The 14,109-nt window shown below is 70.5% G+C and carries 14 protein-coding genes; 5 read left to right on the top strand and 9 right to left on the bottom strand.

Annotated features, from left to right (window positions below; genetic code table 11):
- Nucleotides 1-119 precede the first annotated feature (119 nt).
- The 3 genes from OG746_RS39020 (at nt 120) to OG746_RS39010 (ending at nt 3,018) form a co-directional block, all read left to right on the top strand.
- Nucleotides 120-443: an L-rhamnose mutarotase gene (locus OG746_RS39020; protein WP_266723363.1), complete on the top strand. Its 324-nt coding sequence runs from the start codon at nt 120-122 to the stop codon at nt 441-443.
- Between the two features lie 68 nt (nt 444-511).
- Nucleotides 512-1,951: a sugar porter family MFS transporter gene (locus tag OG746_RS39015; RefSeq protein ID WP_266723362.1), complete on the top strand. Its 1,440-nt coding sequence runs from the start codon at nt 512-514 to the stop codon at nt 1,949-1,951.
- Complete coding sequence (locus OG746_RS39010; protein ID WP_266723361.1) at nt 1,948-3,018, top strand: aldo/keto reductase; 1,071 nt, start codon at nt 1,948-1,950, stop codon at nt 3,016-3,018. Before OG746_RS39015 ends, OG746_RS39010 begins: the two co-directional genes overlap by 4 nt.
- Here the strand turns inward: OG746_RS39010 and OG746_RS39005 are convergent.
- From OG746_RS39005 to OG746_RS38990, 4 genes are all read right to left on the bottom strand, one after another.
- The gene (locus tag OG746_RS39005; RefSeq protein ID WP_266723359.1) at nt 2,969-5,341 is read right to left on the bottom strand and encodes a glycosyl hydrolase family 95 catalytic domain-containing protein; all 2,373 of its coding nucleotides are present in this window, start codon (nt 5,339-5,341) and stop codon (nt 2,969-2,971) included. The genes OG746_RS39010 and OG746_RS39005 overlap by 50 nt on opposite strands.
- 106 nt (nt 5,342-5,447) lie before the next feature.
- Complete coding sequence (locus tag OG746_RS39000) at nt 5,448-6,779, bottom strand: glycoside hydrolase family 27 protein (RefSeq protein WP_266723357.1); 1,332 nt, start codon at nt 6,777-6,779, stop codon at nt 5,448-5,450.
- 135 nt (nt 6,780-6,914) lie between these two features.
- The gene (locus OG746_RS38995; RefSeq protein WP_266723355.1) at nt 6,915-8,072 is read right to left on the bottom strand and encodes an ROK family transcriptional regulator; all 1,158 of its coding nucleotides are present in this window, start codon (nt 8,070-8,072) and stop codon (nt 6,915-6,917) included.
- Between the two features lie 117 nt (nt 8,073-8,189).
- Nucleotides 8,190-9,131, bottom strand: a complete 942-nt coding sequence (locus OG746_RS38990) for an aldo/keto reductase (RefSeq protein ID WP_266723353.1) — start codon at nt 9,129-9,131, stop codon at nt 8,190-8,192.
- 46 nt (nt 9,132-9,177) lie between these two features.
- Between OG746_RS38990 and pdxR the strand changes: the two genes are divergently transcribed.
- Both pdxR and OG746_RS38980 read left to right on the top strand, forming a co-directional pair.
- The gene (pdxR, locus tag OG746_RS38985; RefSeq protein WP_266723351.1) at nt 9,178-10,641 is read left to right on the top strand and encodes a MocR-like pyridoxine biosynthesis transcription factor PdxR; all 1,464 of its coding nucleotides are present in this window, start codon (nt 9,178-9,180) and stop codon (nt 10,639-10,641) included.
- Nucleotides 10,642-10,680: 39 nt separating this feature from the next.
- On the top strand, nt 10,681-11,280 hold the full coding sequence (locus OG746_RS38980; protein WP_266723349.1) for a hypothetical protein: 600 nt from the start codon (nt 10,681-10,683) through the stop codon (nt 11,278-11,280).
- Nucleotides 11,281-11,353: 73 nt separating this feature from the next.
- Here OG746_RS38980 and OG746_RS38975 read toward each other — a convergent pair whose 3' ends face one another.
- From OG746_RS38975 to OG746_RS38955, 5 genes are all read right to left on the bottom strand, one after another.
- The gene (locus OG746_RS38975) at nt 11,354-11,875 is read right to left on the bottom strand and encodes a hypothetical protein (protein ID WP_266723348.1); all 522 of its coding nucleotides are present in this window, start codon (nt 11,873-11,875) and stop codon (nt 11,354-11,356) included.
- Entirely contained in the window at nt 11,872-12,594 is a 723-nt protein-coding gene (locus tag OG746_RS38970; protein WP_266723346.1) for an RNA polymerase sigma factor, read from the bottom strand. Before OG746_RS38970 ends, OG746_RS38975 begins: the two co-directional genes overlap by 4 nt.
- A gap of 22 nt (nt 12,595-12,616) precedes the next feature.
- Complete coding sequence (locus OG746_RS38965) at nt 12,617-13,093, bottom strand: LAETG motif-containing sortase-dependent surface protein (RefSeq protein ID WP_266723344.1); 477 nt, start codon at nt 13,091-13,093, stop codon at nt 12,617-12,619.
- A 104-nt stretch (nt 13,094-13,197) separates the two neighbouring features.
- Nucleotides 13,198-13,425, bottom strand: a complete 228-nt coding sequence (locus OG746_RS38960; protein ID WP_266723342.1) for a hypothetical protein — start codon at nt 13,423-13,425, stop codon at nt 13,198-13,200.
- Nucleotides 13,426-13,762: 337 nt separating this feature from the next.
- Nucleotides 13,763-13,987 (bottom strand): hypothetical protein, encoded by a 225-nt coding sequence (locus OG746_RS38955; protein WP_266723340.1) that lies wholly within the window; start codon nt 13,985-13,987, stop codon nt 13,763-13,765.
- Nucleotides 13,988-14,109 lie beyond the last annotated feature (122 nt).

The following is a 14,109-nucleotide window of genomic DNA, read 5'->3' as shown; positions in this document are numbered from 1 at the left end:
GGCGTCGATTGCGTCGGAGTGGCATGCCCAGTGAGCGGCATGTCCAGTGAGTCGACGCTCCTCGAGATCGCTACCGATCCCCATTCACCGGCGGGCCGCCGAAAGGGGTACTTCACCGCATGGAACGCGTAGCACAGGTGATCCGGGTGCGTCCGGAGCGGATCGACGAGTACCGCGCACTGCACCGCGACGTACCCGAGGCGGTCCTTGACACCATGCGCCGCTGCCACATCGCGAACTACTCCATCCACCTGCTCGGTGACCGGCTGTTCAGCTACTTCGAGTACCACGGTGACGACCTGCGGGCGGACGTCGCGCGGATGGCCGCCGACGAGGCGACGCAGGAGTGGTGGAAGCTGACCGACCCCTGCCAGGAGCCGGTCGAGGAGGCCGGCCCCGACGGCTGGTGGACGCCGATGGAACAGGTCTTCCTCATGAAGTGAGGGCCGGGCCGACAGCCGCTGCCCCGCCCCACCCTCTCTCACCTCCGTGCCCAACGAGAGGCCACACCATGACGCAGACACCCACGTCCCGCCACGCGGACAGCGAGCCAGGGCGAGAGCCAGAGCCAGGGCCGCCAGAGCCACGCGAGCACACCGACAGCCCGGGCCCCCTGCCCCGCCGCGTGTACGCGGTCGCCGTCCTCGGCGGCCTGTCGGGCATCCTGTACGGCTACGACTCCGGGGCGATCTCCGGGGCGCTGGCCCCACTCACCGAGGAGTTCGGGCTCAGCACCACCGGCCAGGGCCTGGTGACCAGCCTGCTGCTGCTCGGGGCGCTGCCCGCGATCGCCGCCGGAGCCTTCGCCGCGCGTCGCTGGGACCGGCGCCACCTGCTGATCCTCGCCGGGGCGATCTTCGTCCTCGGCTCGATCGGCTGCGCGGTCTCACCGAACGCCCCCGTACTCATGGCGTCCCGCTTCATCCTCGGCTTCGCCGTGGGCCTGGCCAACATGTTCGGCCTCATCTACCTCAGCGAACTCGCGCCCAAGCATCTGCGCGGCCGCATCACCGCGCTGTACCAACTCGCCGTCAACGTAGGCATCTTGCTCGCTTTCACCGTCGGCGACGTACTGTCGGCGTCGGGTGCCTGGGAGTGGATGCTCGGACTCGGGGCGATACCGGCGGTGGTCTTCTTCATCGGCATGATCACCAGCCCGGCGGGCCCGCGCTGGCTGATGATGCGCGGCCGCGAGGCCGACGCCGAGGCGGTCCTCACGACACTGCGCACCACCCCGGCGGACGCGGCCGCCGAGGTCGCCGAGATCCGCGGCAGCCTGGCCCAACAGCACACCGGGCTGCGGGAGTTGTTCACCGGCCACTATCGCGCACCCCTGCGCATCACGCTGATCCTGACCTTCTTCCAGGTCTTCACCGGCATCAACGCGGTCGTCTACTACGCACCGATCATCTTCGAGCACCTCACCGCCGACTCCGGCAGCGCGGGGACCATCGCCAACTACTGCGTGGGCGCGGCCCTCGTGGTGTCCACCGCGGTGTCCCTGCCGTTCATCGAGCGGCTCGGCCGGGTCCGCCTGCTGACACTCTCCCTGGTGGCCCAGGTGCCGCCCATGATCGTGCTCGCGTTGTTCCCCGACGTCACCGTCGTCGCCGTGACATGTGTCTTCGTGTACACCTTCGCCTTCGGCATCGGCCTCGGTCCTGTCTTCTGGCTGTACTGCCCCGAGGTACTTCCGCTGCGCGCCCGCGCCGTCGGCATGGCCGTGATCACCTTCACGCAGTACCTGATGAACTTCCTGTTCTCGCTGGTCTTCCCTGATGTGCTGCACGCGATCGGCGCCGCGGTGTTCGGTGTGTTCGCGCTGCTGTCCGCGGTGGCCGCCTGGTACGTGGCACGGAAGGTGCCGGAGACCGCCGGCAAGTCACTGGAGGAGATCGAGGCACTCTGGCTGCGTCAGCCGGTGCGCTCCCCTACCGGAGCGGCGACATGACCCCGCACGGCGACGGCGGAGCCACGGACACGCCCCGCCCGCTCCCCCGTGTCCCGCTGGGTCGCTCCGCCGCGTGGACCACCCCGCTCGCCTTCGGCGGCGCGGGCGTCGGCAACCTGTTCCGCGCGATCGACGACGAGGAGGCCGCGCGCGTCCTGGAGTGCGCCTGGGACGAGGGGTTCCGCACCTACGACACGGCCCCGCACTACGGCCTCGGCCTGTCCGAACGCCGACTGGGCGACGCGCTGCGCGCCCGCCCCCGCGACACGTACACGCTGTCCACCAAGGTCGGCCGGGTACTCGAACCGCTCCCCGCCCCGCACGGCGACGACCTCGCCCATGGCTTCGCCGTGCCCGCGACCCACCGCCGCAGGCAGGACTTCACCGCCGACGGCGTACGCCGCAGCCTGGAGGACAGCCTCGGCCGACTCGGCCTGGACCGGGTCGACATCGTGTACCTGCACGACCCGGACGACCATGAGCGACAGGCCCTGGACGAGGCCTACCCGGCACTGGAACAGCTGCGCGCCGAAGGTGTCATCAGGGCCATCGGCGTCGGCATGAACCAGTCCGCCATGCCTACCCGCTTCGTCCGCGACACCGACATCGACGTGGTCCTCCTCGCCGGCCGCTACACGCTGCTCGACCAGAGCGCTCGGGACGACCTGCTGCCGCAGGCACTGCGCCGACATGTCTCCGTCGTCGCCGGTGGCGTCTTCAACTCCGGCCTCCTCGCGGCCCCTTGCCCGGACTCCACGTACGACTACGCGACGGCCCCCACCCACCTCCTCGACCAGGCCCTTCACCTCCAGGAGGTGTGCAGGAGCCACGGCGTCCCACTGCGCGCCGCCGCCGCCCGCTTCCCCCTCGGCCACCCTGCTGTCGCGGGCGTCCTCCTCGGACTGAGCAGCACCGAGCAGGTCCACGACGCGGCGGCCCAGTTCCGCCGCCCCGTCCCCGACGCCATGTGGCGGGACCTGAAGGCGGCCGCCCGGCGAACGCCCCGCTTCCGCGCACTCAGGCCACGAGGTCCCTCAGCACCCTCGACTCCCCCGGCTTCAGGGTGACGGTCGTGCTCCGGCCGCCCGCGGTGACCGTGGTCTTGCGGCCTCCCACGCTGTGCAGCGTCGCCCGGCGTACGCGGCCGTGCTCCCAGGTCACGTCGACCGTGAATCCGCCGCGCGCGCCCGCTCCGCGCAGCGATCCGGACGCGGCCCAGGCGTCCGGCAGGGCCGGGAGCAGTTCGATGTGGCCGGGCCGGGAGTAGACGATCGTTTCCAGCATGGCCGTGGGCGTACCGAGGTTGGCGTCGATCTGGAAGATGGCGCGGGTGTCGGAGACCCGGTACATGTCGAAGAAGTTCATGGCCGTGCCGGTGTCACCGCCCGCCCACGGTTTCAGGTTCGTCAGGAGCAGTTGGTAGGCCTTCTCGGCGTCCTTGAGCCGCGCCCAGCACGCCGCCCGCCAGGCGCAGGCCCACCCGTAGCTCTCCATGCCGCGGGCGGTGAGAAGTGCTGTCGCGCCCTTCAGGAGCTCGGGGTCACCCGCGTCGGGACGGATGCGGTCACCGGGGAACAGGTTGATGAGCGGGGAGAGGTGGCGGTGGGTCGTCTCGCCGAGGTTGTCCTCGCTCATCCACTCCTCCAGCCAGCCGGATGTCGGGCTGACCTTCGGCAGGTAGAGGCGCTCGCGCAGGCCTGTGATGGTGGCGGCGTGGTCGGTGTCGCGGCCGAGGGCGCGGCACGCCTCCGCGTAGTGGCCGAAGAGGGACCACAGGAGTTCCTGGGTGTAGGTGATGCCACGGGCGTCCTGCGGGCCCTGCTCGGGCGACCAGTCGTGGTCGTCGATCAGGACCTCGCGGCCGTCGACCGTCGTGGTGATCAGGCGCGCCTCCCAGAACGCGCAGGCGCCCTTCAACAGCGGCATGATCCGATCGAGGTACTTCGTGTCCTGCGTGAACTCGTAGTGTTCGTAGAGGGATTCGCACAGCCAGGCGTTGCCCGCCGGGTGCCACCACCACCCCAGGCCGCCGTACGGGTTCGTAGAAAAGGCGACGGTCCAGCCGGCGACCTTGTCCGACGTGTTGCGGTAGCGGTTGCGGGAGTCCTGGAACTGTTCCTGGGTGACCTTGTTCCAGGCGGGCAGCTGCGCGAGGCAGTAGTCGGCGAACGCGGGGAAGGTCTCGCCCAGACCGGCCCGGTCGGCCAGCCAGTAGTTCATCTGGAGGTTGATGTCGGTGTGGTAATCGCCCATCCAGTCGGGGGTGTTGCCCTCCAGCCACAGCCCTTGCAGACCCATGGGAAGTCCGTCGCGCGAGCCGCAGATGGTGAGGTAGCGGCCGAACTGAAGGTAGCTGGCCTCGAGTTCGGGGTCGGGGGCGGATCCGTCCGCGGCGCGCGCCTTCAGGCGCGACCAGGTGTCGAGCCTGCGCTGCCGCCCGGTGGAGGGGCCGAGGTCTAGGTTCAGCCGGTCGTAGCGGGGCCGGTAGTCCGCGACGTGCGTGTCACGTAGCAGCACGCCCGAACTCGCCGCCGCGGCAAGGGCCTTGGACTCGGCGAGGCGCAGCGGGTCGAGGTTCGGGTCGCGGTAGCCGGCGGCATGGTCGGGGGCGTAGTCGGTGCCGCCGCTGATCACGATCACGACCTCGGTGCAGTCGGTGAACGTGACGCGCGCACCCTTCGCCGCGATGGCGCCGTCGCCGGTGGCGGTGACCGCGGCCGCGTAGCGCAGGCCGTTGGCGAAGGAGTCGGAGAAGGAGGCGAGGTGGCGGGCGGCGTCCGCGGTGGTCGTCTCGCCGTGCGTACCGGAGAGGGCGAGGCTGCCGGTGAGGGTGCCGCCGCCGCTCTGGCTGAGTCTGATGACGAGGGCGTCGTCGGGGGCGCTGATGAACATCTCCCGCTGGTAGCGCACCTTGCCCTTCGTGTACGAGGTGGTCACCACGCCGTTGCTGAGGTCGAGGGTGCGCCGGTAGCCGCTCACGTCGGCGCGGCCGTGTCCCGGCACGGTCAGGACGGGTCGGGCGAGGAGAGTGAGGCTGCCGAAGTCGTCGCGCCCGTACGGGAATTGGCCGTCGCTGTCGAGGGTCGCGTTGGCTCCGCCGGTCCACATCGAGGCGTCGGTGACGTGGAACAGTTCGCTGTCGGGGTCGCCGCCGACGAGGGCGCCGAGGCGGCCGTTGCCCAGCGGCAGGCCCTGCTCGATGAGGAGGTCGCCGTCGGCGGGTTCGGGGTACCAGAGTGTGGTCGCCTCGTCGGCGGGGACGAGCGGGGAGATGGTGGGGCGGTTCGGCGCGGCGTGGGCGGTGAAGGCGGGCAGGGTGCTCAGCGCGAAGGCGGCGCCGAGCCCGGCCCCGAGCCCGAGGAACGTGCGGCGGGACGGTCCGTTGCTCATGTGCGGGTCATTCCATGGGCCGTTGCTCATGTGCGGGTCCTTCCATGGGCCGGCGAAGCCCCCATTGCGGGACGGGGCTTCGCCGGGAGCGTCTGAGGGGCGGGGCCTACGACAGCTTGATCAGCCGCGAGCCGTGGGCCGGCACGGAGGAGGCGGTCCAACTCCCCTTGAAGGAACCGAGGTTCTCGCGCGCGACGACGTCACGCAGTCGCTGCGGACCGTGCATGCCCAGGTCCTTGAAGTTCACGCGGATATCGGTCGCCGAGGAGCCCATGTTGTAGACCGCGAGGTACGTGTCGTGACCCACGCGCTTCGTCCACACCTGCGTGTCACCGGAGCGGAGCTGCTTCGGCAGGACGGCGGCCTGGTCGACGGCGATGACCTCGGGGTTGGTCAGGATGGCCTTGGCCTTGTCGTCGAGGAAGTAGATGTCACCACCGACGTACAGCGGGGACGAGGCCATCGACCAGAACGTCATGACGCTCTGCCGCTCGGTGTCGCTGATGCCGTCCTGCAGCCCGCTGCCGGAGTTGTTGTTGATCGGCATGGAGTCGAGGTCGCCGAAGTAGGTGGGGGCGGACAGCTTGGGCAGCCACTTGGGCAGGTCGGTCCAGCGGTCGTCCACGGAGCTGGTCCAGGTGCTGGTGGTGTCGCAGTAGCACTCGATGTCGGTGTCGACGCGGACGCCGTTCGCGTGGGGCCGCAGGCCGTCGCCGGCCTCCAGGTCGACCGGCCAGGCGCTGGCGCTCAGCCACATCTTGCGGCCGCTGTGGTCGATGGCGGTGGACCAGGCCTTGATGTCCTCGACGTTGTCCTTCGTCACGCCGTCGATCTTGATGAAGTCGACGTTCCAGGAGGCGTAGCGGGCGACGATGGAGTCGATGTAGTCCTGGGCGCAGGGGTTGCTGTAGTCGATCTTCCAGGCGCCCTCCCACTTGTTGGTCGGCGTCAGCGGCTGCACGGCGATGTCCTGGGCATGACAGTCCGTACCGAGGATCGGCGCGTTCTTGTCGTACACCTCCTTCTCCAGACCGGCGGCACCGTACAGGCCCAGCTTGAGGCCCTTGCCGTGCACGTAGTCGGAGAGCGACGGCATACCGCTGGGGAAGCGGTCCTTGTCGGCGTTCGGGATGCCGTTGGCGTCGGTGTGGAAGTTCCAGTCGTAGTCGAAGTTCCAGCCGGCGTCGATGTTCAGGTTCTTGTAGCCGGCCGGGGCCAGCTTGCTGCTGAGCGCGTCGGCGGCGTTCTTGATGTTGCCCTCGTTCAGCCAGCGCGTGCCGTAGTCGCTGTGCGAGGAGGACTCGACGCTCCAGCTGCTCCAGCCCATGAACGGCTTGACGTACGGGGTCTTGGCCTGGGCGGTGCCGGTGGACAGGGTGAGGGCGAGGGGCAGCGTGCAGGCAGCGACGAGAGCCGCGCGTCGGATCGATCTGGTCACGGGAAGTACCTCCGGGAAGAAGGGAGTTCAGGACTTGAGACCGGACATCGCGATGGACACGGTGGAACCCGCAGTCATGACAGAGCCCTTACGGGGACGGTGACGTGCGGGGGGGGGCAAGGCGCTCACGCAGGCTCACCCGGTGAAGAGTGACTGGATGCCGACGGCGGCCGCCCCGCGCGCCCATTCCTCCCAGGGCAGCGGGCGCACCACGAGCGGGCAGCGGGCGGCGGCCCCGAAGGCCTGGGTGGTGAAGGCCGCCCGGATCTGCTCCTCGAAGAGGTCGTACGCCGCCACCCCCTCACCGGAGACGACGACCCGCTCGGGCCCGACCAGGTTGACCATGGCGGCGAGGCCGAGCCCGATGGCCTTGCCCGCCTCGTCGAAAACGGCGCGTACGGCCGCGTCGCCGCCATGGGCCCGGTCGATCGCTCCGGCCATGTCGAGGTCCTGATCGTCCGCCACACGTCGGGCGCGAGCGACGATGGCCGCCTCGGAGGCAATGGCTTCGACGCAGCCGCGGGCACCGCAGTGGCAGTTCGGGCCGTCCCCTGAGGCGACCGGGATGTGGCCGATCTCGCCGGCCACTCCGTAGCCGCCGGCCACCAAGCGGCCACCCACGACGAGAGCACAGCCGATACCAACGCCGACCGTGGCGAGCGCGAACGAGTCGACGCCGACACCTTCACCGAACCACTGCTCGGCGACGGTCAAGGCCTTCACGTCGTTCTCGACGGTTACCGCCAACCCTGTTGCCACGCCCACCAGTTGGGCCAGCGGTATGTCACGCCAGCCGAGGAACGGCGAGTAGCGCACGGCGCCGCCCGGCCGGTCCACGTCGCCCGAGACGGACACTCCGATGTGGTGGGTCCGCTCGGCGTGGGCCGGGGTCAGCTCCGCGACGAGCGCGGCAATGTCCCGGACGACCTGCTCGACTGACCGGTCGGTCACCGCGACCCGGCGTGCGCCGCCGACGACCTGCGCCCTCAAGTCGGTTACCACACCGATGAGTTCGTCCGCGGTGATCTTGACGCCCACGAAGAACTCCCGGTCGGCGCGGACGGCGAGGGGGTGCGCGGGACGTCCCGCGCCCTCGGCGGTCCGGGGCCCCAGCGTGAGTTCCTCCAGGTAACCGGCTTCGATCATCGGCTTGACCGCCTTGGTGACGGCGGCGGAGGAGAGACCGGTGATTCGGGCGATCTCCGGGCGGACGACCGGACCACGCGTGAGCACCGTCGTGAACACCGCGTTGGCCGCCGGAGACGCGAGCAGCTTCGCTCGGTTCAGCAACATGCAGGCAACGTAGGGGCAATAATTTCCTTCGTCAATATTTAAATTCAAAGACTCTGAAACTGGGATGCCCCGACGAACCGCGCACGCCCCCGCGCCCCCACGGCCTCCCCTATCAGCTCACACCGCACAGTCCAGCCGTTCGCGCTGATCACCCGTCAACTCCAGCGCCACGCCCGCGAACGCCTCGTCCAACTGCTCGACCGAGCTGACGCCGACGATCGGTGTGGCAGCCGGATTTCCTCCGGTCAGCCACGCCAACACCACCCGGTTACGATTCGTGCCGGTCTCTGCGGCGATCTCATCGAGCGCCGCGAGGCGGCGGACCGTGCCGGGGTGGTCGTACTCCTGTGGCAGTGGCTTGTCCGCGCGGGTGTAGCCGCCGCTCAACAGCGGTGTGTACGCCCATAGCTCCATGTCCGGGTGGTGCTCCAGGTAGTGGAGCACCTCGTCGCCGACCGCACCGAAGCGGTGCGACACGCTGGGCCGGGTCGCGGGGCGCGGCTGGAGGTACGTGTGCTGTTGCTGCACCGCGGTGAAGCCGGCACCACCGTGGTCCCGCGCGATCCGCCGTGCCCGATCGACCTGCCACACAGGGTAGTTGGAGCAGCCGAGACGCCCGACCGTGCCCGCGGACACGAGGTCGTCGAAGGCGGCGACCGTCTCCTCCAGCGGTGTGCCCGGATCGGGCATGTGGGCCCAGTACAGCTCGACATGGTCCGTGCCCAGGCGTCGGAGACTGTCCTCGATCCCGCTCTTGACGGCTCCGGCCGACAGGCCCTCGGCGGTCTCCGGGAATCGTCCGGCCTCGGTCGGCTCGCAACCCACCTTGGTGCTGATCCTGACCCGGTCACGGACGCCCGGGCGACGTGCCAGCCAGCGCCCGATCAACTCCTCGCTCTTCCCGCCGAAGCCGGTCGGATCGGCCCAGAACGCATAGCAGTTGGCGGTGTCGATCCAGACACCTCCGGCTTCCACGAAGCGGTCCAGTATCTCGAACGACCGGCGCTCGTCCTGAGCCGTGCCGAACAGCATGGCCCCAAGGGCCAGATTCTCCGTCATGTCCCTCACGCTAGGCGCGTTCGGTTCGGCGGTACGCTCCAATGTTGTGGCTGATTCCCAGACCAATTTCGCGTGGGCGACGCTGCTGGATGTCGGTTCTCCGGAGGGCGGGCGGCGCCGTCTGCACGACCGTCTGGCTCACGCGCTGCGCACCGCGATCCGGGACGGCCGGCTGGCGGAAGGTGCCGCCGTCCCACCGAGCCGAGCACTCGCCGAGGAACTCGGCTTCTCCCGTTGGGTGGTGACGGAGGCTTACGGACAGCTCATCGCGGAGGGGTACCTCTCCGCCCGGGTAGGTTCCGCTACACGTGTCTCGTGGTCGCCGGAGGCGTCGGGATCGACACCTCCGCTGCCCCGCGGCCGACGCTCGCCGGCACAACCACCCATCCGGTACGACCTCGCGCCCGGCCTGCCCGACCTGCGGGCGTTTCCCCGCCGCCGCTGGGCGGACGCCGTCCGGGCGGTCATCGGCTCGGCCGTCCACTACGACCTCGGCCTGCCCGACGCCGCCGGACACACCGTGCTGCGCACCACCGTCGCGCAGTACCTGCGACGCTCGCGCGGCGCGGACGCGCACGCCGAGTCCGTGACGGTGTGCGCGGGCGTCACCGACGGTCTGCTGCGTACGTGCCGGGCGTTGCGCGCCGAGGGGATCGCCGACGTGGCCGTTGAACACCCGGGGTGGGGGCGGCTGCAGGACGCCGCGACCAGCGCAGGCCTCCGCGTGCACCCGGTGCCCGTGGACCACGACGGCCTCGACGTCGACGACTTCGCGCGCACGCCGGCCCGGGCCGTCATCGTCGGCGCGGCACACCAATTTCCCACCGGCACGGTGCTGTCCCCGGAGCGCCGGGCGAGTCTGGTGCGCTGGGCCCGCGAGGTCGACGGCTTCGTCATCGAGGACGACTACGACGCCGAGTTCCGCTACGACCGCCATCCGGTCGCCGTCATGCAGGGCATGGCCCCGGGCCGGGTCTTCCTCCTCGGCTCGGTCAGCAAAACACTGTCACCGGCCCTCGGCCTGGGCTGGCTGGTCTCCCCCGCCTCGATGACCCCGGTGCTCCGGGCGGCGAACCCCGTCGCCGCCGCGCCACCGGTGCTGGACCAACTCGCGCTCGCCACCTTCATCGACCGCGGGTGGTACGACGCCCATCTGCGCGCGGCACGGCGGCGGTTCCGCACCCGCCGCGACCTGCTGGTCCGCACCCTCGGCGCCCAGATGCCGGAAGGCCGGGTCTCCGGCACCGCCGCCGGGCTGCACATCCTGCTCCACCTGCCGGACGGCGCCGATCCGCGCGGGACGGTCCGGGCCGCGGCCGCCGCGGGGCTGCGCCTGGCGGACCTCGACGACTACCGCGCGGCTCGGCCGACACACCCCGCGCTCGTCCTCGGCTACGGCAACATCAGCGACACCGAGATCCCTCCGGCCATCACGCTCCTGCGCGACGCGTTGCGTTCACCCGCGGCCTCGCCACCGACACGTACAGCAGCACCGCTGCGTCACGCATGACGTCGCTGACGCCGCGGTTTCGCGCACTACGCTCCTGGGATGCAGATCCCCAACACGCGCCTGGAGCGCGCCAGTCGACGACGCGCGACCGCGGACACCATCCTGGACCGGCTCGGCCTGTTCGAGCGGTGGCGGCCGCTGGGGTCGCCCGTACTCGTCGGATCCGTCGCTCTCGACCTCGTGGTGGAGCCCGACATCGACATGGAGATCTACTCCCCCGCCCCGTCGGTCGCCGACGGGTTCGCCGCGCTCGTGCCCTGCGCAGAGTTGCCGGGCGTGCGTAATCTGCGCTTCGCCAACGCCCTCGACCTGCCGGATCAGGGGCTGTACTGGCGGCTGGACTACGAGTTCACGCCCACCGAGGTCTGGAAGATCGACATGTGGTGGCTGCCCGACGACCACCCCGGCCCACGCGCGGCTGACCTTGTCACCCCGGTACGCACCGCGTTGGACACCTCGACGCGCGACATCATCCTGGCCATCAAGGAAGAAGCAGCGGCACGGGGCGAGTCGACACAGGGTGTGTGGGTCTACCAGGCGGCCCTTGACCACGGAATCCGCACCTACGACGAGTTCCGTGCCTGGCAGGCCTCGACCCCGACGGACGGGCTGACGTCGTGGCGGCCGCGTCGAGACTGAGGTGCGCTGACCGGGAGCGGTTTCGGCGGGCTACCCCTACGCCCACACCACCTGGAAGTGGGCCCGCCCCCACTCACCCGGGTGCGCTCACGCCGGCCGTGGGGCGTTCGCCGTCCGTCGCGGTCGAGGACTCGGAGGATGGTGACTCGGAGGACGGTGACTCGGAGGATGGGGCCGACGTGGGCGGGGACGCGGCGGACGGGGACGAGGTCGACGGCGTAGCCGGGTTGGGGACCTCCGTTCTGGACGGATCCGACGGCGAAGGGCTGGGCGTCGGGCGCTGGTCGGGGGCGGTCGGGGACGATGGCGCGGCGGGCGGCACGGGGGTGCGGTGCGGGTCCGCGTCCGGGGCCAGGGCGACGTAGCCGACGGCGATGGCTGCGGCAGTGGCGAGCCCGGCGACCGGGAGGACGAAGCGCCGGGCGGTGTCGCGGAGTCGAGGCAGTCGGCGCAGATGCGGTCCGGGCGGCCGGGCCGGGCGCAGTGCCCGTACGGTGACGCTGTCGGCGCGCACGGCGAGCGTCTCGCGCAACCGTTGCTCCACCGGGCGTTCGGCCCGGTCGGCCGGACGGGCACGTGGTGTGCGGGGAGTCATATCCGGCCCTCCAGGATCTTTTCCAGTGCGTCCAGTGCTCGGCTGGCGTTCGACTTCACTGCGCCTTTGCTGATGCCGAGGGTGGTGGCTATCTCGGCCTCGCTGAGGTCGGCCCAGTAGCGCAGCACGAGGACTTCACGGCGGCGCGGTGTGAGCCGGGACAGGGCGGCGAGTACTTCGCGGTGTGCCTCGTCGAGGACGACGGAGTCCTCCGCGGACGGGGCTTCGCCGGCCGGTGGCGGGGTCCACGCCCGGGCCGTGCGGCGACGGCGCAGCACCGAACGTGCGGTGTTGACGACCGCGGTGCGCAGGTAACCAAGAGCGTTGTCCACCTGCGTGATGTGTTCGCCGTGGCGGCGGTAGAGGGCGGTGAACGCGTCCTGCACGACATCCTCGGCGGTGGCCAGGTCGTCCACGAGCAGCACCGCGAGCCGCACCATGCGCAGCCGGTGCGCGTGGTAGAGCTCGCCGATCGTGGGCGGCCGGTCGAGGGGCGGAGGTGTGACGCCGTGCGGGTGCGCGTACGGGGGTGAGGGCCGGCCCGGCGCATCGGTGGCCGGGCCGGGTGCCGCGTCGATACCGGGTGCGCCTTCGAGAGCGGACCGGTCACGTCGCAGCAGCCCACGCAGCACGTCCCGCCACCCTGGGCGGACCCGGCCGTACGGGAGGGTGAACGGCCGTGGTGGCGGGGCGAGTTCGTGGGCTACGGGGGTGTGCACAGGGTTCCTCGGGTGTGCTGTGTCAGCGGTGCGAGCGGCGGCGTACGGCGAAGAGGGTCCCCGCGCCACCGGCGACGAGTGCGACGGCCCCGGCGCCCAGGACGGTGTTGGTCGTGTTCGAGGACCCAGTATGTGCGAGCTCGTCCTCGGCGGGGGCGGGTGTGCCGGGCTCGGTGGCGGCGGGCGCGGGCGTGCCCGGCTCGGTGGGGGCGGCGCTCGGCGCCGCTGAGGGGGCCTCGTCTCCCTTGCCGCCGGGGGCGGCACTCGGCGCCGCCGAGGAGGCCTCGTGTCCCTTGCCGCCGGGGGCGGCGGGCTCGGCCGAAGGCGGGGCGCTCGATGCCTGCGTCGGGACGCTGCCGGCGGACTCCGGGGGCACCGGGCTCGGCGTCGCGGTGCTGGCGGCCGAGGGGCCGGCCGACGACTGCATCGGCGTGGCCTGGGCGGCGGGAATCGCGGCCAGAGCGGCCAACAGGCCGGTGGCCACGACGGCACTGCGCACAGGAACAAAGTGGTTCACGGTCGTACTCCACGGTCGGGGTGAAGGATGCCGGACGGCTCCCTTCACCCCCACACGACGCGCGAACCCTCGGCAGGTTGCCGCCCTCACCCAAAAAGATTCCAGACCTGCGCCAGACAGTACTGATCCACGCCTTCCAGGTCGGCCTCATGACCGTCCGCGGCGTACTCCAGGGCGCCGCCCTGCCCCTTGAACGGGGAGTAGAACGGTCCGGCCTCCGGGTTCAACGCCCACGACATCCGCACCCGGTATCGCCCGGTGGCGGCCAGCTCGATTTCGGTGGGGAGCGACTCGCCCAGCGTGTAGACGCACAATTCCCCTGCGAGAAAGAACCCTTCGGTCTCCTACCTGTGAGACCACACACCCTTGCCGTCCGGCTCTCGCTCCCACAGTTCCACGCGCACCCGGGCGTCGATCACGTTCGAGGGACAGTGCGCGTGGACCATCCCTTCGGCAGGACGCAACCAACTCCCTGCCGTCGCATCCGGGTAGTGGACGTCGCCCTCTCGCGATCGTTCGACCAGGCCGAGCGTGCCGTTCTCAACGAGAACCTCGACGGTCCCAGCGGCAAGCAACCGCCCCATACGAGTCCTCCCTGCCAGGTGCACGCTCCTGCGGCACCGGTCCGGGCCTCATGGGCGGCCTCGCAGCTCACACCTTGACGCGATGCAGCTCGATGTCCCGGTTGACGAAGAGGTGGACGAACCCGCAGTGCCAGCAGATCAGCCCGGTCGCGGTCTCGTCCGCCCACGCCAGTCCGAGGAACTCGCCACCGGTGCTGTTGAGTTTCACACCCCGTTCGCGAAAGAGATCACCGTCGCAGACCTGGCAGGTGATCCACTTTTCCCCCAACCACGCCCGAACTGCCTTCGCCATGACCTCTCCCCGTCGCTCCACTACACACGCCCCGGAACTCACCCGCTGTCTTCCGAGTCTTCCGAGTTCCGTCGCCGACGCTGAACTGTTCGCAGTTCTACACGAGATCATGGCGATGATCG

The sequence above is a fragment of the Streptomyces sp. NBC_01016 genome (genome assembly GCF_026341035.1).
Taxonomy (GTDB): domain Bacteria; phylum Actinomycetota; class Actinomycetes; order Streptomycetales; family Streptomycetaceae; genus Streptomyces.
Note: the sequence above shows the minus strand (reverse complement) of the source record. Positions and strands in the feature narration are given on the sequence as shown.

Excerpts from the sequence above, each read along its gene's own strand:
- OG746_RS39020 (WP_266723363.1), top strand. The coding sequence starts at position 120 with ATGGAACGCGTAGCACAGGTGATCCGGGTGCGTCCGGAGCGGATCGAC.
- OG746_RS39015 (WP_266723362.1), top strand. The coding sequence starts at position 512 with ATGACGCAGACACCCACGTCCCGCCACGCGGACAGCGAGCCAGGGCGA.
- OG746_RS39010 (WP_266723361.1), top strand. The coding sequence starts at position 1,948 with ATGACCCCGCACGGCGACGGCGGAGCCACGGACACGCCCCGCCCGCTC.
- OG746_RS39005 (WP_266723359.1), bottom strand. The coding sequence starts at position 5,341 with ATGAGCAACGGACCGTCCCGCCGCACGTTCCTCGGGCTCGGGGCCGGG.
- OG746_RS38995 (WP_266723355.1), bottom strand. The coding sequence starts at position 8,072 with ATGTTGCTGAACCGAGCGAAGCTGCTCGCGTCTCCGGCGGCCAACGCG.
- OG746_RS38990 (WP_266723353.1), bottom strand. The coding sequence starts at position 9,131 with ATGACGGAGAATCTGGCCCTTGGGGCCATGCTGTTCGGCACGGCTCAG.
- OG746_RS38980 (WP_266723349.1), top strand. The coding sequence starts at position 10,681 with ATGCAGATCCCCAACACGCGCCTGGAGCGCGCCAGTCGACGACGCGCG.
- OG746_RS38975 (WP_266723348.1), bottom strand. The coding sequence starts at position 11,875 with ATGACTCCCCGCACACCACGTGCCCGTCCGGCCGACCGGGCCGAACGC.
- OG746_RS38955 (WP_266723340.1), bottom strand. The coding sequence starts at position 13,987 with ATGGCGAAGGCAGTTCGGGCGTGGTTGGGGGAAAAGTGGATCACCTGC.